This is a genomic window from Pseudomonas sp. NY15354, assembly GCF_048068075.1.
Taxonomy (GTDB): domain Bacteria; phylum Pseudomonadota; class Gammaproteobacteria; order Pseudomonadales; family Pseudomonadaceae; genus Aquipseudomonas; species Aquipseudomonas guariconensis_C.
The window spans coordinates 12,869-34,437 of sequence record NZ_JBLUPV010000025.1 but is presented as its reverse complement, the minus strand read 5'-3'; the positions used below and the strand labels follow the sequence as shown (position 1 = coordinate 34,437).

17 protein-coding genes are annotated in these 21,569 nt (G+C 64.1%); 4 read left to right on the top strand and 13 right to left on the bottom strand.

What is annotated here, in order from left to right; translation table 11 throughout:
• Positions 1-75: 75 nt before the first annotated feature.
• From cmk to mtnA, 6 genes are all read right to left on the bottom strand, one after another.
• Positions 76-762 (bottom strand): (d)CMP kinase, encoded by a 687-nt coding sequence (gene cmk, locus ACNFCH_RS19900; protein WP_043206590.1) that lies wholly within the window; start codon positions 760-762, stop codon positions 76-78.
• Positions 759-2,999: a bifunctional prephenate dehydrogenase/3-phosphoshikimate 1-carboxyvinyltransferase gene (locus ACNFCH_RS19895; RefSeq protein ID WP_416743416.1), complete on the bottom strand. Its 2,241-nt coding sequence runs from the start codon at positions 2,997-2,999 to the stop codon at positions 759-761. The genes cmk and ACNFCH_RS19895 overlap by 4 nt, the downstream gene beginning before the upstream one ends.
• Before the next feature lie 197 nt (positions 3,000-3,196).
• A complete protein-coding gene (pheA, locus tag ACNFCH_RS19890) occupies positions 3,197-4,291 on the bottom strand; it encodes a prephenate dehydratase (RefSeq protein WP_099592956.1) in 1,095 nt (364 codons plus the stop codon).
• Entirely contained in the window at positions 4,291-5,376 is a 1,086-nt protein-coding gene (serC, locus tag ACNFCH_RS19885) for a 3-phosphoserine/phosphohydroxythreonine transaminase (RefSeq protein WP_172959798.1), read from the bottom strand. Before serC ends, pheA begins: the two co-directional genes overlap by 1 nt.
• 230 nt (positions 5,377-5,606) lie before the next feature.
• Entirely contained in the window at positions 5,607-8,375 is a 2,769-nt protein-coding gene (gyrA, locus tag ACNFCH_RS19880) for a DNA gyrase subunit A (RefSeq protein ID WP_416743414.1), read from the bottom strand.
• Between the two features lie 342 nt (positions 8,376-8,717).
• Entirely contained in the window at positions 8,718-9,794 is a 1,077-nt protein-coding gene (mtnA, locus tag ACNFCH_RS19875) for an S-methyl-5-thioribose-1-phosphate isomerase (protein ID WP_337157530.1), read from the bottom strand.
• 109 nt (positions 9,795-9,903) lie between these two features.
• Here mtnA and ACNFCH_RS19870 point away from each other — a divergent pair, with 109 nt between their 5' ends.
• The 4 genes from ACNFCH_RS19870 to ACNFCH_RS19855 all read left to right on the top strand — a co-directional run bounded on the left by ACNFCH_RS19870 (position 9,904) and on the right by ACNFCH_RS19855 (position 13,546).
• Positions 9,904-11,226, top strand: coding sequence for a TRZ/ATZ family hydrolase (locus ACNFCH_RS19870; RefSeq protein ID WP_416743411.1), 1,323 nt, complete (start codon positions 9,904-9,906; stop codon positions 11,224-11,226).
• A 61-nt stretch (positions 11,227-11,287) separates the two neighbouring features.
• Positions 11,288-11,986 (top strand): bifunctional 2-polyprenyl-6-hydroxyphenol methylase/3-demethylubiquinol 3-O-methyltransferase UbiG, encoded by a 699-nt coding sequence (gene ubiG / locus ACNFCH_RS19865; RefSeq protein WP_070091629.1) that lies wholly within the window; start codon positions 11,288-11,290, stop codon positions 11,984-11,986.
• A 2-nt stretch (positions 11,987-11,988) separates the two neighbouring features.
• The gene (gene mupP / locus ACNFCH_RS19860; protein WP_337157528.1) at positions 11,989-12,660 is read left to right on the top strand and encodes an N-acetylmuramic acid 6-phosphate phosphatase MupP; all 672 of its coding nucleotides are present in this window, start codon (positions 11,989-11,991) and stop codon (positions 12,658-12,660) included.
• A 145-nt stretch (positions 12,661-12,805) separates the two neighbouring features.
• Positions 12,806-13,546 (top strand): YciK family oxidoreductase, encoded by a 741-nt coding sequence (locus ACNFCH_RS19855; protein ID WP_070091631.1) that lies wholly within the window; start codon positions 12,806-12,808, stop codon positions 13,544-13,546.
• Between the two features lie 113 nt (positions 13,547-13,659).
• Here ACNFCH_RS19855 and ACNFCH_RS19850 read toward each other — a convergent pair whose 3' ends face one another.
• The 7 genes from ACNFCH_RS19850 to ACNFCH_RS19820 form a co-directional block, all read right to left on the bottom strand.
• Positions 13,660-14,445, bottom strand: coding sequence for a TenA family transcriptional regulator (locus tag ACNFCH_RS19850; protein ID WP_337157527.1), 786 nt, complete (start codon positions 14,443-14,445; stop codon positions 13,660-13,662).
• A 44-nt stretch (positions 14,446-14,489) separates the two neighbouring features.
• Entirely contained in the window at positions 14,490-16,946 is a 2,457-nt protein-coding gene (locus ACNFCH_RS19845; protein WP_416743410.1) for an EAL domain-containing protein, read from the bottom strand.
• 176 nt (positions 16,947-17,122) lie between these two features.
• Positions 17,123-18,955, bottom strand: coding sequence for an ABC transporter ATP-binding protein (locus tag ACNFCH_RS19840; RefSeq protein ID WP_416743408.1), 1,833 nt, complete (start codon positions 18,953-18,955; stop codon positions 17,123-17,125).
• Positions 18,948-19,580 (bottom strand): DsbA family protein, encoded by a 633-nt coding sequence (locus ACNFCH_RS19835; RefSeq protein ID WP_416743406.1) that lies wholly within the window; start codon positions 19,578-19,580, stop codon positions 18,948-18,950. The genes ACNFCH_RS19840 and ACNFCH_RS19835 overlap by 8 nt, the downstream gene beginning before the upstream one ends.
• A gap of 3 nt (positions 19,581-19,583) precedes the next feature.
• On the bottom strand, positions 19,584-20,516 hold the full coding sequence (locus ACNFCH_RS19830; RefSeq protein ID WP_416743404.1) for a rhodanese-related sulfurtransferase: 933 nt from the start codon (positions 20,514-20,516) through the stop codon (positions 19,584-19,586).
• Between the two features lie 116 nt (positions 20,517-20,632).
• On the bottom strand, positions 20,633-20,929 hold the full coding sequence (locus ACNFCH_RS19825) for a BolA family protein (RefSeq protein WP_070091637.1): 297 nt from the start codon (positions 20,927-20,929) through the stop codon (positions 20,633-20,635).
• A 10-nt stretch (positions 20,930-20,939) separates the two neighbouring features.
• Positions 20,940-21,461 carry a DUF2059 domain-containing protein gene (locus tag ACNFCH_RS19820; RefSeq protein WP_196163958.1) on the bottom strand — a complete coding sequence of 174 codons (522 nt, stop codon included), beginning with the start codon at positions 21,459-21,461 and terminating at the stop codon, positions 20,940-20,942.
• Positions 21,462-21,569 lie beyond the last annotated feature (108 nt).

Sequence of the window (21,569 nt, the reverse complement as noted above, 5' to 3'; positions counted from 1 at the left end):
GACAATGTGGGTTTCGTTCATGTAAAGGAAAACCGACAGGACGTTGACTGGTGCCCCTGCCTGTTCTCCTGGCTATCAGAGCAGATCGCGCTGGGCGAGCTCGCTCCTGATACGTTGCAACACCTGCTCGATGGACAACTCGGTGGAGTCCAGTTGGATGGCATCGGCCGCTGGTTTCAGCGGGGCCACCGCACGCTGGGTGTCACGCTCATCGCGCGCACGAATCTCATCTAGCAGACTCGCCAGACTAACATCATCGCCCTTGCCCTTCAACTGCAAATAGCGACGTCGTGCACGCTCCTCCGCGCTGGCGGTGAGGAACACCTTCAAGGGCGCGTCCGGGAAGACCACGGTGCCCATGTCGCGACCGTCTGCAATCAGGCCAGGCGCTTCGCGGAACGCGCGCTGACGCTGCAGCAACGCTTCGCGCACCGCAGGCAGCGAAGCGACCATGGAGGCGCCGGCGCCGACGGTTTCGGTGCGGATCACGTTGCTGACATCCTCACCCTCGAGGATGATCTGTTGCAGCTTACCCGGTTCCGCAGCGACGAATTGCACATCCAGATGGGCGGCCAAGGCCTTGAGCAGCTCTTCGTTGGTCAGGTCGACGCCATGATTGACGGCATTGAACGCCAGCAGGCGGTACAGGGCGCCGGAGTCCAGCAGTTTCCAGCCCAGCTCGCGGGCCAGGATGCCCGCGACCGTGCCTTTGCCCGAGCCACTAGGCCCGTCGATGGTGATGACTGGCGCTTGCGAACTCACGACTTGCCCTCTTCTGCGACCCGAATGCCAACCTCGGCGCACAGCGCCAGGAAGTTCGGGAAGGACGTGGCGACGTTGGCGCAGTCATGGATGCGGATCGGCGCACTGGCACGCAGCGAGGCGACGCTGAAGGCCATGGCGATGCGGTGGTCACCGTGACCGTGCACTTCGCCACCACCGATCAGGCCGCCGTCGATGATGATGCCATCGGGGGTCGGCTCGCACTTCACGCCCAGGGTCAGCAGGCCGTCGGCCATGACCTGGATGCGGTCGGATTCCTTGACGCGCAGCTCTTCGGCGCCGCGCAGCACGGTACGTCCTTCGGCGCAGGCAGCAGCCACGAACAAGACGGGGAATTCGTCGATGGCCAGCGGCACCAGGTGCTCCGGAATCTCAATACCCTTGAGCTTGGCGCCGCGCACGCGCAGGTCCGCGACCGGCTCGCCACCGACTTCACGCTGGTTTTCCAGGGTGATGTCGCCGCCCATCAGGCGCAGGATGTCGATGACGCCGGTACGGGTCGGGTTGATGCCAACGTGCTCGAGCACCAGCTCCGAGCCTTCGGCGATGGACGCCGCGACCAGGAAGAACGCCGCCGAAGAGATATCCGCCGGGACTTCAATGCGGGTTGCACTGAGCTTGCCGCCCGACTTGAGCGAAGCGACCGGGCCATTGGTCTCGACGGCATAGCCAAAGCCGCGCAGCATGCGCTCGGTGTGGTCGCGGGTCGGTGCAGGCTCGGTGACGGTGGTAGTGCCTTCGGCGTACAGGCCGGCCAGCAACAGGCAGGATTTGACCTGGGCACTGGCCATCGGCAGGGTGTAGTCGAGCGCCTTGAGCTTGTGGCCGCCACGGATGGTCAGCGGCGGACGGCCTTCAGGGCCGGTCTCGACCACCGCACCCATCTCACGCAGCGGGTTGGCCACACGGTTCATCGGGCGCTTGGACAGCGAGGCGTCGCCGGTCATGGTCACATCGAATGGCTGGCCGGCCAGCAGGCCCGACAGCAGGCGCATCGAGGTACCGGAGTTACCCAGGTAGATCGGGCCGGGTGGCGGCTTGAGGCCGTGCAGGCCGACGCCGTGGATGGTCACACGACCATGGTGCGGGCCCTCGATGACCACCCCCATGTCGCGGAAGGCCTGCAAGGTCGCCAAGGCGTCCTCGCCTTCGAGGAAACCTTCGACCTCGGTGGTGCCTTCGGCCAGCGAGCCAAGCATGATCGAGCGATGGGAAATCGATTTGTCGCCCGGAACGCGGATCCGTCCGGACAGGCGGCCACCAGGTTGGGCCAGGAAAATCAGATCGTTGGCGTTCATAGCGTCCACATAGGCCCGGCGGGCCAGGATTTTACTGAAATGCTCGCGGGCAGCCCGGGCGCGGGTGAACACACCCAGCAGTTGGTGCCCGTCCCCTGCATCGACCGCGTCGCGCAAGGCGTCGAGATCGCTGCGAAATGTATCCAGGGTGCGCAGGACAGCCTCGCGGTTGGCGAGGAAGATGTCGTGCCACATGATCGGGTCGCTGCCGGCGATTCTCGTGAAATCGCGGAAGCCTCCCGCAGCGTACCGGAAGATATCCAGGTTTTCATTGCGCTTGGCCAGCGAATCGACCAGGCCGAACGCCAGCAGGTGCGGCAGATGGCTGGTGGCAGCCAGGACTTCGTCATGGCGCTCGACCGGCATGTGCTCCACATCGGCATCCAGTGCCCGCCACAGACGATCGATCAGGGCCGCAGCGGCCGGATCGGTTTCCGGCAGTGGCGTGAGAATGACCTTGTGGCGGCGGAACAGCGCGGCATTGGAGGCTTCCACTCCGCTCTGCTCGGAACCGGCGATCGGATGACCCGGGACGAAGCGCAACAAGCGCCCGGCAAAGGCCTCACGTGCGGCACGTACCACGTTACCCTTGGCGCTACCCACATCAGTGATGACCGCGTCGCCCAGGTCCAGGCGCGCGAGATGGGCCAGGACCTTTTCCATCGCCAGGATGGGCACGGCCAGCTGGATCACATCGGCGCCAACACAGGCGGCGGCGAGGTCTTGCTCGCAACGATCGACCACGCCGAGCGAAACGGCCAGCTTGCGCGACTGGGCATCCAGGTCGACGCCGACCACTTCCCGGCACAGGCCGCTCTCGCGCAGGCCCTTGGCGAACGAACCGCCGATCAGGCCCAGGCCTACGACGACCAAGCGGCCGATGATGGGGCTGGATTTGCTTGCTATTGCATCAACCACTAGCGCGAATCCTGTTCAAAAAAACGGCAATGCTTGCCGGGTAAATCCTGTCTGGTAATCAGACCGCAGGGGCCACTTTGCGAACCTTTCGCGGCACAAGGCCGCTCCTACAGGGATCACGCGAAACCAGTAGGAGCGGCCTTGTGTCGCGAAAGGGCTGCTGCGCAGCCCCAACGACCTCAAGACCTGCCTCAACCTCAAAGCACCGCCTTCGGATAGGACCCCAGCACCTTGAGCGCCACGGCCTCTTGGCTGATCTTCTCCAGCACCGCCTTGATCAGCGGGTCGCGGTGATGGCCGACGAAGTCGATGAAGAACACGTAGGTCCACTTGCCGCTACGCGACGGACGGGTCTCGATACGGGTCAGGTCGATGCCGTTCTCGTGGAAAGGCACCAGCAGCTCGTGCAGGGCACCTGGCTTGTTGCTCATCGAGACAATGATCGAAGTCTTGTCGTCGCCAGTCGGCGGTACTTCCTGGCTGCCGATCATGAGGAATCGCGTGGAGTTGTCCGGGCGATCCTCGATCTTCTCGGCCAGGCGGGTCAGGCCGTACAGGTTGGCCGCCATGTCGCCGGCGATGGCCGCGGAATTCCACTCACCCTTGACCCGCTTGGCAGCCTCGGCGTTGCTGGACACCGCCACGCGCTCGACATTCGGGTAGTGCGCGTCCAGCCACTTGCGGCACTGGGCCAGGGACTGGGCGTGGGAATAGATGCGCGTGATGCTGTCGGTCTTGGTGTTCTCGCCCACCAGCAGGTGATGGTGGATACGCAGCTCGACTTCGCCACAGATCACCATGTCGTGCTCGAGGAAGCTGTCCAGGGTGTGGCTGACCGCACCTTCGGTGGAGTTTTCCACCGGCACCACGCCAAAGTTGACGGCGCCCGCCGCCACTTCGCGGAACACTTCGTCGATGGCCGCCATCGGGCGGCTGACCACGGCGTGACCGAAGTGCTTCATGGCCGCAGCCTGGGTGAAGGTGCCCTCAGGGCCGAGGTAGGCGACCTTGAGCGGCTCTTCCAGGGCCAGGCAGGACGACATGATTTCGCGGAACAACCGCGCCATCTCTTCGTTGTCCAGTGGGCCCTTGTTGCGCTCCATGACGCGCTTGAGCACGGCGGCCTCACGCTCGGGCCGGTAGAACACCGGCTTCTCGCCTTCGGCCAAGGAAGCGGTCTTGACCTTGGCCACCTCTTGGGCGCAACGGGCGCGCTCACTGATCAGCTCGAGGATCTTCTCGTCGAGGCTGTCGATGCGAACGCGCAGCGCCTTGAGTTCCTGATCGGACATCAAGCGTGCTCCTTCTCGAATTCAGCCATGTAGGCCACCAGGGCTTCGACCGCCTCCAGACCCAAGGCGTTGTAGATCGAGGCACGCATGCCGCCGACCGAACGATGGCCCTTGAGGTTGAGCAGGCCACGGGCGTCGGCGCCAGCCAGGAAGGCTTTGTCCAGGCGCTCGTCGGCCAGGCGGAACGGCACGTTCATCCACGACCGGGCATTGTGGCTGATCGGGTTGGTATAGAACTCGCTGGTGTCGATGAAACCGTACAGGCGATCTTTCTTGGCGCGGTTGCGCTGCTCCATGGCCTCGACGCCGCCCTGCTCCTTGAGCCACTCGAACACCAGGCCCGACAGGTACCAGGAATAGGTAGCCGGCGTGTTGTACATCGAGCCGTTGTCGGCGGCGACCTTGTAGTCGAGCATGGTCGGGCAATGGCTACGGGCACGGCCGAGCAGGTCTTCGCGAACGATCACCACCACCAGGCCGCTCGGGCCGATGTTCTTCTGCGCACCGGCATAGATCAGGCCGTACTGGGAGACGTCGATCGGGCGCGACAGGATGTCGGACGACATGTCGACCACCAAAGGAACGTCACCGGTCTCCGGGACCCAGTCGAACTGCAGGCCGCCAATGGTCTCGTTGGACGCATAGTGGACATAGGCAGCGTTCTTGGTCAGGTTCCACTCGTTCTGGCCCGGGATGGCCAGGTAGTCGTAGGGCTTGGCGCTGGCGGCGACGTTGACGTGACCGAAGCGACGAGCCTCTTCGATGGCCTTCTTCGACCAGATGCCGGTCTCGATGTAGTCGGCCGTGGCATTTTCAGGCAGCAGGTTCAACGGAATCTCGGCGAACTGCTGGCTGGCACCGCCCTGCAGGAACAGGACTTTGTAGTTGGAGGGGACGGACAGCAGGTCGCGCAGGTCCTGCTCGGCCTTTTCGGCGATAGCCACGTAGTCATCGCTGCGATGGCTCATCTCCATCACGGACAAGCCCTTGCCACGCCAGTCCAGCATTTCGGCCTGGGCACGCTGCAGGACAGCGTCAGGAAGCGCGGCAGGGCCTGCGCAGAAGTTAAAGGCTCGTTTGCTCACATCCACTCTCGCTCTGCCAAATAGAACAAATCTACAATCTTCGATGCTGCCGGGACCCGGTGGGAGTGGGTTTACCGCGAACAAGGGCGAAGCCCTTACCTTGCACCGCGGTGCCTTCTTCGCGGGTAAACCCGCTCCCACAGGGTGTTGCACCGTCCTTGAGGACGCTGCCTGCTGTAATCAGTCAAACGGGGCGACCATGGTCGCCCCGTTTGGGTTGTTGCGCTGGGTTACTCCTGCGGGGCCTCTTCGGCACCAGCAGCTTCATCATCCGGCGCATCGGCCTCGACGCCTTCCTCATCCATCTCGATGTCATCATCGAGTTCGTCCTCGGACGGCTCCTGGATACGCTCCAGCCCCACCAACGTCTCGTCGGTCGCCAGCTTGATGAGCGTCACACCCTGGGTGTTACGGCCCAGGCTGGAAACCTCGCCAACGCGGGTACGGACCAAGGTGCCCTGGTCGGAGATCAGCATGATCTCTTCGCCTTCCTGCACCTGGATCGCGCCGATCAGCAGACCGTTACGGCCCTTGGTGCCCATGGCGATGACGCCCTGGCCGCCACGGCCGCGACGCGGGAACTTGGACAGCGGGGTACGCTTGCCGAAGCCACGCTCGGAGGCAGTGAGGATCTGCGCGCCGGACTCAGGAATCAGCATGGAGATCACCTGCTGCCCTTTGCCCAGCTTCATGCCGCGAACGCCACGGGCGGTACGGCCCATTTCACGCACCACGCTTTCGGCGAAGCGGATCACCTTGCCGGCGTCGGAGAACATCATGACTTCCTTGGCACCATCGGTGATGGCCGCGGCGATCAGGGTGTCACCTTCCTTGAGCTTCAGGGCGATCAGGCCACTGGAACGCGGACGGGCGAACTGGGCCAGCGGGGTCTTCTTCACGGTACCGGAGGCGGTGGCCATGAAGATGTAGGCGCCGGTCGGCTCAGCAACCCATTCCGGGGTGTCGCCGTCTTCTTCGTCGACTTCCTCGGCCTCGATCACTTCCCCTTCGAGCACGGTGTCGTCGGCATCCTCCAGCTCTTCGTCGCCATCGGCGCCCTGCTGCAGGGCTTCGAGGTCGATCTGTAGCATGGCGGTGATGCGCTCACCTTCTTCCAGTGGCAGCAAGTTGACCAGCGGACGACCACGGGCGGCGCGGGACGCCTCGGGAATCTCGTAGGTCTTGAGCCAGTACACCTTGCCCTTGCTGGAGAACAGCAACAGGGTGGCGTGGCTGTTGGCGACCAGCAGGTGCTCGATGTAGTCCTCGTCCTTCACGCCAGTGGCCGACTTGCCCTTGCCGCCACGGCGCTGGGCCTGATAGGCGGACAGCGGCTGGGTCTTGGCATAGCCGCCGTGGGAGATGGTCACCACGCGCTCTTCTTCCGGGATCATGTCGCCGTAGCTGAGGTCGTGGGTGGCGTTGAGGATCTCGGTGCGACGGGCATCGCCGTACTCGGCACGGATCGCTTCGAGTTCTTCGCGGATCACTTCCATCAGGCGCTCGGCGCTGCTGAGGATGCGGATCAGCTCGCCGATCTGCTCGAGGATCTCCTGGTACTCGGCCAGCAGCTTCTCGTGCTCCAGGCCGGTCAGGCGGTGCAGGCGCAGGTCCAGGATGGCCTGGGCCTGTTCCGGCGACAGGTAGTACTTGCCGTCACGCAGGCCGTACTGCTCCGGAAGGTCTTCCGGACGGCAGGAGTCGGCACCGGCGCGCTCGACCATGACCTGCACGGCGCTGGATTCCCAGGCGGTGCTGATCAGGGCTTCCTTCGCCTCGGACGGGGTCGGCGAGGCCTTGATCAGGGCGATCACCGGGTCGATGTTGGACAGCGCGACCGCCTGGCCTTCAAGGATGTGGCCACGCTCGCGTGCCTTGCGCAGTTCGAACACGGTGCGGCGGGTCACGACCTCACGGCGGTGACGGACGAACGCCTCAAGCAGGTCCTTGAGGTTGAGCAGACGTGGGCGGCCGTCGATCAGTGCGACCATGTTGATGCCGAACACGCTCTGCAGCTGGGTCTGCGAATAGAGGTTGTTGAGCACCACCTCCGGCACCTCGCCGCGACGCAGCTCGATGACGATACGCATGCCGTCCTTGTCGGACTCATCGCGCAGCTCGGTGATGCCTTCGATCTTCTTCTCTTTGACCAGCTCGGCGATCTTCTCGATCAACCGCGCCTTGTTCAGCTGGTACGGCAGCTCGGTGACGACGATCTGCTGGCGACCGCCGGCCTTGTCCTTGTCGATGTCCTCGATCTCGGAGCGGGCGCGCATATAGATGCGGCCACGGCCGGTGCGGTAGGCCTCGATGATGCCCTGGCGGCCGTTGATCAGGCCGGCAGTGGGGAAATCGGGACCAGGGATGAACTGCATCAGCTCATCGACCGACACCTCGGGGTTGTCGATCAGCGCCAGGCAGCCGTCGATGACCTCGCCAAGGTTGTGCGGCGGGATGTTGGTCGCCATGCCCACGGCGATACCGCTGGAACCATTGACCAGCAGGTTGGGGATCTTGGTGGGCATGACCGCCGGGATCTGCTCGGTGCCGTCATAGTTGGGCACCCAGTCGACGGTTTCCTTGTGCAGGTCGGCCAGCAGCTCGTGGGCCAGCTTGGCCATGCGCACTTCGGTGTATCGCATGGCCGCGGCGTTGTCGCCGTCGACCGAACCGAAGTTGCCCTGGCCGTCGACCAGCAGGTAACGCAGCGAGAAAGGCTGGGCCATACGCACGATGGTGTCGTAGACCGCAATGTCGCCGTGGGGGTGGTACTTACCGATGACGTCACCGACCACACGCGCGGACTTCTTGTACGGCTTGTTCCAGTCGTTGCCCAGTTCGCTCATCGCGTAGAGAACGCGGCGATGCACGGGCTTCAAGCCGTCACGCGCATCGGGCAGCGCACGCCCGACAATCACGCTCATCGCGTAGTCGAGGTAAGACTGTCTCAGTTCGTCTTCGATATTGACCGGGAGGATTTCTTTGGCCAGTTCGCCCATGAGAAGCCTGATTCCTTTTTCTGGTGAAACTTCGTCGTTTCCCTCGTAGGACGAACGAAGCTCGCCGCCGCAACGCAAAGGGGTGCGACGACTTACGACAAATCAATGAGTTGTGCCATGGATCTGCGCAATGAAGGCCGCTGCAACGAGCGGCCCTGGAAACTGCCGGATGGTATCACAAAGGCGTGGGGCGTGGGAGATATGGCAGGTTGCCGCTGAGCCCCTGAACACGTGTCTTTTTTGCCGGGTTTGAGGGGGTATTTGCTGAGCGTGCCGATCTTGGGGTCTTTACGCGGACCTTTCGCGACACGGCGCCACTACCACCGGGCCCGCAAACGGGGCTCAATGCAAACGCTTGCGACAAATCAGCTGGGCGATCTTGGCGGTATCAGGCCGTTCGACCACCCCTCGCTCGGTCACGATCACATCGACCAGGTCTGCCGGCGTCACATCGAACACCGGGTTGAACACTTCGACCTGCGCCGCCACCCGATTCCCCGCCACATCCAGCAACTCGTCGGCCTCGCGCTCTTCGAGGGGGATGTCATCGCCCGTGGCCAGGTTCAGGTCGATGGTGGTGCTCGGCGCCACCACCATGAAGCGCACGCCATGGTGCATGGCCGCGACCGCCAGCTGGTAGGTGCCGATCTTGCCGGCCACATCGCCATTGGCGGCGATGCAGTCAGCGCCCACCACCACCCAGGTAATGCCCTTGGTCTTCATCAGGTGCGCCATGGCCGAGTCCGCGCACAGGGTCGCGGGGATGCCCTCGTGGGCCAGCTCCCAGGCGGTGATACGCGAGCCGTGCAGCCAGGGCCGGGTTTCGCCGGCATAGACCCGCTCCACCATGCCCTCCAGGTAGGCTGCGCGAATCACGCCCAGGGCCGTACCGAATCCACCGCTGGCCAGGGCGCCGGCGTTGCCGTAGGTAAGGATGGTCTGTGCATTGCCCTGCTGACGGCGAATCAGTTCGAGGCCGTGCTGGGCCATGGTCAGGTTGGCTTCGCGGTCGCTTTCATGGATGGCCAGCGCCTCTGCCTCCATGACCGCCAGCACGTCTTCGTCGGCGCGCAGACGCTGCAGACGCTCGCGCATGCGATTGAGCGACCAGAACAGGTTGGCCGCGGTAGGCCGGGCTTCGGCCAGGGCGAGGAAGTCCTCTTCCAGCGCGTACTCCCAGTCATCCCCCTCGGCCAGGCGTTGGCGCAGGGCAAGCACCAAGCCGTAGGCGGCACTGATACCGATGGCCGCCGCGCCGCGCACCGCCATCTGGCGGATCGCGTCGACCACCGCGGTCACGTCCGTGCAGGCCAACCAATGCTCGCGAACAGGCAGCAGGCGCTGGTCGAGCAGATGCAAGGTGCCATTACGCCACTGGATGCCGGTCACCTTCTCCGCCGCCAAAAGTCGCTCGCGCATCGCCTCTCCCCGTCGTTCGCTGATCAAAAGCGGCCGATTATAGCGAGCCTCAGCCACGGACGCTCGGGTATACTGCGCGTTCCCTTCAGCCGAACCAGGTGCCCCACGCATGCCCACAGCCCCCTCCCCCCTCGACCTGCTGCTCGTGCCGAGCTGGCTGGTCCCCGTGGAGCCGGCCGGTGTGGTACTCAAGGAGCACGCCCTGGGTATCCGTGACGGGCTGATCGCCTGGCTCGGCCCACGTGACCGAGCCCCCGCCGCGCGGGAAGTGCGCGAGTTGCCTGATTGCCTGCTGTGCCCCGGCCTGATCAACGCCCATGGCCACGCCGCCATGACGCTGCTGCGCGGCCTGGCCGACGATCTGCCGCTGATGACCTGGCTCAAGGAGCATATCTGGCCGGCCGAAGGCCGCTGGGTCGATGAAACCTTCGTGCGCGATGGCACGGACCTGGCCATCGCCGAGCAGCTCAAGGGCGGCATCACCTGCTTCGCCGACATGTATTTCTTCCCGCGGGAGGCCTGCGACCGAGTGCACCGCAGTGGTATCCGCGCCCAGATCGCCGTGCCGCTGCTGGACTTCCCGATCCCTGGCGCCCGCACGCCCGACGAGGGCCTGCACCTGGCCATCGAGCTGTTCGATGACCTGCGCCACCACCCACGCATCAGCGTCGCCCTGGGGCCGCACGCGCCCTATACGGTCAGCGATCAGAACCTGGAAAAGATCCGCGTCATCGCCGACCAGCTCGACGCCCCACTGCACATGCATATCCACGAGACCGCCGGCGAAGTCGAACAGGCCCTGGCCGAAAACGGCGAACGCCCGCTCGCGCGCCTGGCTCGTCTCGGCCTGCTGGGCCCGAGGCTGCAGGCGGTGCACATGACCCAGGTCAGCGACGACGACCTCGCCCTGCTGGTAGAAAGCGATACCAGCGTGGTCCACTGCCCCGAATCCAACCTCAAGCTGGCCAGCGGCTTCTGCCCGGTCGAGCGCCTGTGGCAGGCCGGGGTCAATGTGGCGGTGGGCACCGACGGCGCGGCCAGCAACAACGACCTGGACCTGCTCGGCGAAACCCGCACCGCGGCCCTGCTGGCCAAGGCAGTAGCCGGTTCGGCCACGGCCCTGGACGCCCACCGCGCCCTGCGCATGGCTACCCTCAACGGTGCCCGCGCCCTGGGCCTGGAGGCGATCACCGGCTCCCTGGAGCTGGGCAAGGCCGCCGACCTGGTGGCCTTCGATCTCTCGGGGCTGGCCCAGCAGCCGGTGCACGACCCGGTTTCGCAACTGATCTACGCCACAAGCCGCGACTGCGCGCGGCACGTCTGGGTCGCCGGCCACCAGTTGCTCGACGACCGCCGCCTGACGCAGATGGACGAACAGGCCCTGACAGCCACGGCCCGCGCCTGGGGCGCGCGCATCGCAGGCCACGAATGACGGCCGCAAGCCTTGGGCTCGCGCCTGTAACACTTTTATCGAAGATTCAGAGGATTGTTCCATGAGCAACGTCGACCACGCCGAAATCGCCAAGTTCGAAGCCCTGGCTCACCGCTGGTGGGACCGCGAGAGCGAGTTCAAGCCGCTGCACGACATCAACCCGCTGCGCGTCAACTGGATCGATGAGCGCGTGGGCCTGGCCGGCAAGAAGGTGCTGGACGTCGGCTGCGGCGGCGGCATCCTCAGCGAGGCCATGGCCCTGCGTGGCGCCAGCGTCACCGGCATCGACATGGGCGAGGCGCCACTGGCCGTGGCCCAGCTGCACCAGCTGGAATCCGGCGTCGAGGTCGAATACCGCCGCATCACCGCCGAAGACATGGCCGAGGAAATGGCCGGCCAGTTCGACGTGGTCACCTGCCTTGAGATGCTCGAGCACGTGCCGGACCCGTCCTCGGTGATCCGCGCCTGCCATCGCCTGGTCAAGCCGGGCGGCCAGGTGTTCTTCTCGACCATCAACCGCAATCCTAAGGCCTACCTGCTGGCGATCATCGGCGCCGAGTACGTGCTCAAGATGCTGCCGCGCGGCACCCACGACTTCAAGAAGTTCATCCGACCGTCGGAGCTGGGCGCCTGGAGCCGCGTCGCGGGCCTTGAGGTAAAAGACATCATCGGCCTGACCTACAACCCGCTGACCAAGCACTACAAGCTCAGCAGCGACGTAGACGTCAACTACATGATCCAGACCCTGCGCGAGGAATGAGCATGCGTTTGCGAGCAGTACTCTTCGACATGGACGGCACCCTGCTGGACACGGCGCCGGACTTCATCGCCATCTGCCAGGCCATGCTGGCCGACCGTGGCCTGCCAGCCATCGATGACCAGCGCATTCGCGACGTGATTTCCGGCGGTGCCCGGGCCATGGTCGCGGCCACCTTCGCCATGGATCCGGACGCCGAAGGCTTCGAGGCCCTGCGTCTTGAGTTCCTGGAACGTTACCAGCGCGACTGCGCGGTCCACAGCAAGCTGTTCGATGGCATGGCCGAACTGCTCGAGGACATCGAAAAAGGCAACCTGCTGTGGGGTGTGGTCACCAACAAACCGGTGCGTTTCGCCGAGCCGATCATGCAGCGCCTGGGCCTGGCCGAGCGCTCTGCCCTGCTGATCTGCCCGGACCACGTGAAAAACAGCAAGCCCGACCCCGAGCCGCTGATCCTCGCCTGCAAGACCCTGGACCTGGACCCGGCCAGCGTCCTGTTCGTAGGCGATGACCTGCGCGACATCGAGTCCGGCCGTGATGCCGGCACCCGCACGGCGGCGGTGCGTTATGGCTATATTCATCCTCAGGACAACCCCAACAACTGGGGCGCAGACGTGGTGGTGGACCACCCGCTGGAACTGCGCAAGGTGATCGACAGCGCGCTGTGCGGCTGCTGACCCCTGATGCCGCCCCTAGCGGAGCCCTGTGGGAGCGGGTTCACCCGCGAATGCGCCAGGCCAGGCAACATCGCTGCCTGATCATACGCATTCGCGGCCACTCCCACAGGGGGCCGTGCAAGATTGACAAGCAAGGACACCTGACATGTACGACTACACCGCCCGCCCCGACCTGCTCAAAGGCCGGATCATTCTGGTCACCGGCGCTGGCCGTGGTATCGGGGCCGCTGCCGCCAAGGCATATGCCGCCCTGGGCGCGACCGTGCTGTTGCTGGGCAAGACCGAAGCCAACCTCAACGAGGTCTACGACCAGATCGAGGCGGCCGGCCATCCGCAACCGGTGGTGATCCCGTTCAACCTGGAAACTGCCCTGCCCCACCAGTACAACGAACTGGCAGTGATGATCGAGGAGCAGTTCGGCCGGCTCGATGGCTTGCTCAACAACGCCTCGATCATCGGACCGCGCACACCGCTGGAGCAGCTCTCGGGTGAGAACTTCATGCGCGTGATGCACATCAACGTCAACGCCACCTTCATGCTGACCAGCACGCTGTTGCCGCTGCTCAAGCTGTCCGAGGACGCATCGGTGGTGTTCACCTCCAGCAGCGTCGGGCGCAAGGGCCGGGCGTACTGGGGCGCCTATGGCGTCTCGAAGTTTGCCACCGAAGGGCTGATGCAGACCCTGGCCGACGAGCTGGACGGCGTGGCGCCGGTGCGCGCCAACAGCATCAACCCTGGGGCGACCCGCACAGCTATGCGTGCCCAGGCCTACCCAAGCGAGAACCCACAGAACAATCCGATGCCCGAAGAGATCATGCCGCTGTACCTGTATCTGATGGGGCCGGACAGCGCTGGCGTGAACGGGCAGGCATTCGATGCCCAGTGACAGGAATGCCTGACCTGACAGGATCGCGGGGCAAGCCCGTTCCTACAGGTACTGCGCTGCCCCTGTAGGAACGGGCGAAGCCTGCGATGGGGCGCAGAGCGCCCCTGCAGGCCTTACCCTATGGCCAACGCCGGCCGCAGACGCCCTGGCTGGCGATGCTCCAGCTGCATGCACCGCTCCAGGAACAGATACATGCAGTCATAGCTCTTGCAAATCGTCCGGCGCAGCTCGGCCCGCAAGCCCGGTGTCGGGTGTTCGCCGGCCAACGTACAGATGATCTCCAGCGCCTCCCACGGGTGCGCATCATCGTACTGGGCATGCATCTTCAGCCACTTCATGGCGCGCTTGCGGGTGTCCTCAGGGAAGCCCTGGGCATAGGTGTCGGTGGAGCACACCAACGCAGCCCATTCCCCTGTCGCCCCTTCGATCGCATAGTTGGTCGCCGCCATCGACAGCGCCAGCGACTCGGTGGCACATACCCGCCAGCACCAGTCATTGAGGCCGTTGAGCTCCGGCGGCACTTCCTGGGCCTGCAGGTCCGCCAGGGTGATGCCGTGGGCCTGGCACCAGTGCAGCCAGTAATCGGCATGGTTGAGTTCGACCCGAATGTTGCGCATCAGCCAACGCCGCGCCATGTCTTCACCGGGGTGGCGAGCGAAGCGTGTCTTGGTCAGGTTGTGCGCCATGTACAGGGAGAACTGCTCGACCACCGGCCAGCCACCGATCAGGTACTGGCGAATGGTGGCCTGCCTGAGCTGGCCATCGCGCAAGCGCTGGTAGAACTCATGCTCCACCACTCGCCGCTTGCTTTCGCGGCACTCCTCGATCAGTTGCTGGGCCCATTCGGGGTAACTGGCGGCATCCATCAATGGGCCGATTCGTACGAAGGTATCAATCACTTTCAGCTCCTTGAATCCATGTGATTTTCCGGACGACACCTTCTTCAACGAAAGGTCCCAGGCGCCCGGTGCAACAGGGGCCTTGCGGCTATTCGTTGGCGTTGCAGGCTGTCGCAGGTGAACACCTGCGGCCGCTCGATGAGGTAACCCTGGGCATAATCCACGCCGATCTCCTGCAACGCCTGCTCAATCAACGGCGTTTCAACGAATTCGGCAATGGTCCGTTTGCCCATCACATGGCCGATATGATTGATCACCTCGACCATGGCGCGGTTGATCGGATCATCGAGCATGTCTTTTACGAAACTTCCGTCGATCTTCAGGAAGTCTACAGGCAGATGTTTCAAATACGCGAATGACGACATGCCGGCGCAGAAGTCATCCAAAGAGAACTTGCAGCCCAGCCCCTTCAACTCATTGATAAAGCGAATCGCGCTGCCCAAGTTGGCGATGGCGCTGGTCTCGGTGATCTCGAAACAGACCAGCCGCGGCGGGATCGAATACTCGCTAAACAGCCAGCGCAGGTACTCGAGAAACTTGTCATCGCCGATGCTTGAGCCGGACAAGTTGATCGCGCACATGGCCAGCGGCCCTTGCCTGCCCTCGTCCAGGCATTGGCGGATGACCTGGAAGACGTTGCGCACCACCCAGCGGTCCAGGGCGGTCATCAAACCATAGCGTTCGGCGGCAGGGATGAAGGTGCTGGGCAGGATAGTGCGCCCGCTTTCATCATGCAGGCGCAGCAGGATTTCCAGGTGGCCTGGCCCCTCCATGGAGGTAAGCGGCGCGATTTCCTGGGCATAGAGGCAGAAGCGGTTTTCCTCCAGGGCCACGTGCAGGCGCTGGATCCAGGCCATCTCGCCAAAGCGCAGGGACAACTCGCTGTCGTCGGCGTGGTACACCTGTACCCGGTTGCGACCTTTTTCCTTGGCCATGTAGCAGGCCATGTCGGCCGCCCGCAGCGAGGCCTCCAGGGTGCCGGCCGGCTGTGCGATATGCACAAGCCCCACACTCACGGTGGTGACGAACGGCCGGCCCTTCCACACAAAATGCAGGCTCTGCACCGCCTGGCGCAGTTGCTCGGCGATGCGCTCGGCCTGCTCGGGCGGGCAGTTTTCCAACAGCACGCCGAACTCGTCGCCCCCCAGCCGCGCCAGGGTGTCTCCCTCACGCAGGCCGGCCTGCAACACCGCGCAGATGTGGCGTAGCAACTCGTCGCCTGCGGCATGGCCACTGGTGTCGTTGACCAACTTGAACTGGTCCAGGTCCAGGAACATCAGCGAATGCCGACCAGCCTGGCGCGCCAGGCTGTTGAGAGCCTGCTCGAGGCGGTACTCGAACTCACGGCGGTTGGCCAAGCCTGTCAAGGCGTCGTGGGTCGCCTGCCAAGAGAGACTGGCGATGTACTGGCGCTCCTGGGTCATGTCGTGCAATGCCAGCACCAGGCCAGTGACCTGGCCATCACTGACGATCGGCGAACCGACCAGGTTGATCGACACCGTGCTGCCGTCAAGGCGCTGGATCAGCCGGGCATGCTCAGAGCCACCCTTGAGACTGCCGCTGAGCACCTGCTCGACCAGGGTGCGGTTGTCGTGCTCGGCGTGCTCGTCCACCAGGCTGAACAGCGCCGCCAGCGGCATGCCCAAGGCCTGGCTGGCCTGCCAATGGGTCAGCAGCTCGGCGGCCGGGTTCATGTAGACGATGCAGCCGTCGACATCGGTGGTGATCACCGCATCGCCGATGGACTGCAGGGTGATCTGCGCCCGCTCCCGCTCGGCCTGCAGGGCCTGGGCGAATGCCTGGCGCTGGGCCAGCAGCTTGCTCGAACGGCGCCAGGCAATGCTGATGAGAAACAGCGCCGTTGCGAGGTTGGTGATCATCAGCATCCTGAGCAACATCCGCGACCCTTCGCCCAGTGCATCGCTGAAGGCCTTGGCTGCCGGCGTCACGCCCTCATTGATCGAAACGATGCGCGCACGCCAGGTGGCCACATCGCCGGCACTGACCTGTCCATTGACAAAGCCCGCACGCATCTCCTGGGCCACTTCATCGAGCTGGCGCAGGTAGTCATCGCCGATATCCCAATAGGCGATGGCGGTTTCCATGTAGCTGACGTGGCGAAAGTTGCGGTAGAACCAGATGATCCGTGAGGCATCATCCGGGTGATTGCCGCCTTGCAGGACACCTTTGCGTGCCGCTTCGATGTCAGGATCGGGCCGGTCCAGCGCCAGACGCAGCTGGTAATCGCCCTTGGGCACGTCGATCGCCTGCAGGTAACGCTGGTAGGTGCGTTCGTCACGGGTATCGGCGTACAGGCTCAGGTAGTAGATGGCGTCTTTCTGGGCCTTGGACCATAAACTTTCGCCCGCCACGTAGGCGCGAACAGCGGACAATGCGTAAAGGCTCATGCTGCCCAGCAGCATCTGGAAAATCACAACGGCGATGAAGGGCCAGATGATGCCCAGCAGCCTTGGCGCTTCGAGAGTCCGATTTCCCTTCATGTATTCCCTGTCACTGAGCAGAAAGGCGCATGTCGACCCAGACAAGCACAGCGTAGGTCATTTGCCTGCAAGGCGGCGGGGTTTTTAGCGGAATTGAAGCGGGGTTACAGCATTGCCTTTAGCGTTCCTTTGGCGGGCAGACCCGCCCCTACAGGCTCAGCGTCTTACTTGAAGCCTCAGCTCTGTTGCAAATGCCCATACAGCTTGGCGTATAACCCGCCTTCGGCAATCAACTGCTGGTGGCCACCATCCTCGGCCACATGCCCACCATCGAACACCAGTACCCGGTCCGCCTGCTTCACCGCCGACAACCGGTGGGCAATGATCAACGTGGTGCGGCCATTGAGAAACCGCGCCATGGCCTGGTGCAGGTTGTACTCGGTGGCAGCGTCCAGGGCCGAGGTGGCTTCGTCGAGGATAACCACTTTGGGCTCGGCAAGGATCATGCGGGCAATCGCCAGGCGCTGACGCTGGCCACCGGACAGGCGAACGCCGGAGCGCCCGACCACGCTGTCCAGGCCCTGAGGCAGCGCGGCGATGGTGGCGTCGAGCTGGGCGATGCGCAGGGCCTGCCAGCAGGCCTCGTCGGTGCATTCGCGGCCCAGGGTGAGGTTGGCGCGCACGCTGTCGTTGAACAGCGACGGGTGCTGCAGCACCACCGCGACATTCTCGCGCAATGCCTCGAGGCCGATCTCCTGAAGGCTCGCGCCACCGAAGCGGATGGTGCCGGCCTGGGCGCTGTACAGGCCCAGCAGCAGTTGCACCAAGGTACTCTTGCCGCCACCGCTGGCCCCGACAATGGCCACTTTCTCGCCCGGTGCGATGGAAAGATCCAGGTGGTCGAGCACTGGCTCGTCGGCATAGGCAAAGCGCAGATCACGCACCTCGATGCCGACCGTGTCGCGCCCGGCGAACGGGTCGACCGCGGCCGGATACTGCGGCTCGTCGGCCCGCGCCAACAGTTCGTTGAGCCGGCTCAGGGCACCGCCGGCGGCATAGTAGGCGTATTGCAGGTTGAGCAGTTGCTCCACTGGCCCGATCATGAACCACAGGTAGCTGAACACCGCCAGCATCTGGCCAATGGACAAGTCGGAGAACAGCACCGTGAGCATGGCCGCGGCGCGGAAGATATCGATACCGAACTGGAACAACAGCCCGCTGGCACGTCCGCTGGCATCGCTCTTCCACTGGGAGGCCACGGCATAGTCGCGCACTTCCCGTGCGCGCAGCCCGAGACGCCCAAGGAAATAGCCCTGGCGGTTACCAGCGCGGATCTCCTGGATGGCGTCGAGTGTCTCGGCCAGGGCCTGGGTGAAGCGCGCGGTGCTGTCGTTTTCCAGTTTCTTCAGATGTTTGACCCGCTTGCCCAACTGCACGGTGAAGTAGATCACCAGCGGGTTGAACAGCAGGATCAACAGAGCCAACTGCCAGTGCATCCAGATCAGGATGGCGGCGGTGCCGGTCAAGGTCAGCACGGCGACCAGGAAGCGGCTCAAGGTCTCGCCGACGAACTTGTCCAGGGTGTCCAGGTCGGTCACCAGGTGCGTGGTCACGGTGCCGCTGCCCAGGCTTTCGTATTCCTTGAGGGAAATGCGCTTGAGCCGCTCGATCAGGCGAATGCGCAGGCGGTAGACGATGTCCTTGGCAAGGCCGGCGAACAGCTTGGCCTGCATCACGTTGAAGGCCAGTGCGGCCAGGCGCAGGCCAAGGGTCGCGACCAGCATCAGGCCGATGTAGCCAGCCGCCATCTGCCAGTTGTCCGGCAGGAAGTGGTTCATCCACTTGAGCGCCGCATCGCCATGTCCCAGCAGCACTTCGTCCACCAGCAATGGCAGCAGCAAAGGAATGGGGACGCTGCACAGGGCCGCGAGCACGGCCACCAGGTTGGCGGACCACAGAGCCTTTCTATGATGCAGCGCCAGACGGCGGATCTCCGACCAGCTCAATCGATCGGCCACGGCGGGGGCCTTCCCCGGCACAGGGTCGGATGACCCTGGCAGGTCAAGCACAGGCGGCCTGCTGCAGCCAGCGGCCGAGCAAGGGTTGCAGTCGGTCCAAAGGCTGGTAGCCGTTGGTCAGCAAGGCCAGGTGGCCGTTGCGCTCAGCCAGCAGGGTCGGAAACCCCGCGATGCCGAGGTCTTGCACCCAACTGAAATCGGCCGCGGTGGCGGCACGGGTATCGGCCCGGGAAAACGCATCGGCGAAATGGCTTCGGTCAAAGCCTGCCTGCTCGGCCAGTTCCACCAGTTGCGGAGCACGGGTGACGTCCACCCCTTGCTCGTAGAACGCCCGCTGGATCAACCCCAGCAGCGGCCAGACCCGCTCGGTGTCCAGCTCGCGCGCCGCCACAAGCGCGCGGCAGGCCGGCTCGGTGTCGTAGACGAAACCGTCCGGCATGGCGCCTTCGAAGCGAAACGCCTGGCCGGTGGCTTCGGCCACCGCCTGCCAATGCTCGAGGATGTAGCGACGGGTCGAGGCATCCAGCGCGCTGCTGCCCGAACGCAAGCCGCCCACCACCAGACGCGTCGGCACGCCAGCCTCACGCGCCTGGGCGATCAGCGCCTCGGCCACCGGGGCGAAGCCCCAGCACCAGGAGCACATCGGGTCCATCACATACAGCAGGCGTGCGGACATGCATCAGGCCTCGGCTTTGTAGTTGAAACCGATCGGGTGGGGCTGGTTACGCGCCTTGGCCAGCTCGATCTGCTTCTGGCGGTCGATGGCGCTGCGCCGGGTCTTCTCGCTCAGGCTGTCCCAGCAATGCGGGCAGCTCACGCCTGGCGAATAGTGCTCGGACGCACGGTCCTCCACGCTGATCGGGTGGCGGCAGGCATGGCACTGGTCGTATTCGCCCTCGGTCAGGTCATGGCGCACCGTGACGCGATTGTCGAAGACGAAGCAGTCGCCATCCCACAGGCTCTGCTCCTGGGGCACTTCCTCGAAGTACTTCAGGATCCCACCCTTAAGATGATAGACCTCCTCGAAGCCTTCACCGAGCATGTAGCTGGAGGCTTTTTCGCAGCGGATGCCGCCGGTGCAGAACATCGCAACCTTTTTGTGCTTGCTCGGGTCGAAGTTGGCCTTGATGTAGTCGGGAAACTCGCGGAAGGTCTCGGTCTTCGGGTCGATGGCGCCCTTGAAGGTGCCGATGGCCACTTCGTAGTCGTTGCGGGTATCGATCAACAAGACTTCCGGATCGCTGATCAGCGCGTTCCAGTCCTTGGGCTCGACGTAGGTGCCGACCTTGTGGTTCGGATCCACGCCCGGCACGCCCAGGGTGACGATTTCTTTCTTGAGCTTGACCTTGGTGCGGTAGAACGGCTGCTGGTCGCAGTAGGATTCCTTGTGGTCGATGTCGACCAGGCGCGGGTCGTTGCGCAACCAGGTGAGCAGCCCGTCGATGCCTTCGCGGGTGCCCGAGACGGTACCATTGATGCCTTCGAGGGCCAGCAGCAAGGTACCTTTGACGCCGTTGTCGGCCATGGTCTGGAGCAGCGGCTCGCGCAGCTCGAGGTAGTCTTCCAGGGTGACGAACTTGTACAGCGCCGCCACGACGATAGCTTGGGACATGAATCAACTCTCCAGGTGGTCACCCTCGTAAGGGGCGGACCGGATTTGACAAAAAGCTGGGGGCCGCTTTTGCGGCCCCCAGGTGTTGCGGATTGTACCAGAACGGCGGAAGGGATTCAGTGCCCACCGCCGGCACAGACCGGCGAAGCTGGCGCCGCGCCGACCTTGGCCCACTCTTCGGACGTATAGGTATGGATCGCCAGGGCGTGGATCTGGTCCATCAGCTGCGCCATCGTGGCGTAGACCTTCTGGTGGCGCTTGACGCTGTTGAGCCCGGCGAACTGCTCGCTGACGATCACCGCCTTGTAGTGGGTCTCCTGGCCACGGCTGTGCATGTGGCTCTCGTTGAGCACCTCAAGGTGCGCCGGGGCCAGGGCGGCCAACTGCTGTTCGATGCGTTGCTGCATGTTCATCGGGCGTCACTCACTTCTTCGCGGGGGCGGCCTTGCCGGCGTTCGGGTCCAGTTCCTTGGTCATGTCGTCGAGCAATTTGTTGACCACAGGTACCGCCGGCTCCAGGCTCTGCTGGGTCAGCTGGGCCGACTGCTGGGTGACACGCGGCATCTCGCGCAGGACCTTCTTGCCCAGCGGCGACTCGTAGAACTTGACCAGGTCCTTGAGCTCCTGCTCGGTGAAGGTCTGGGTATACATGTCGACCATCTTCGGCTTGATCTTCTTCCAGCCGATGGCGTTGTCCAGGGCGGCATTGGCCTTGGCCTGGTAGCTGTCGAGCACGTTTTTCTTGGACTCGGGCGCCTTGGTCTGGGCGAAACGCTGGGCGAACATCTGCTGGACTTGCATGTACACCGGAGTGCCCAGCTTGTCGGCATTGACCAGTGTCAGGAATTTCTCGGCGGCAGCGTTGTGGCTGGCGGTGGCGGCGAGTACCTGGCCGCTGGCGCAAGCCAGGACGACGGCGGCACAGAGGACGCGAAGACGAGTCATTGCATTTCCTTCATGAAAGAAAGGGAGGCGGGTACCTCGGGGAGAGCATTCTGCGCCGTGGCGCCATACTGCTCAAGTGGCACGACGAGCGATGGAACCGCTCGATCG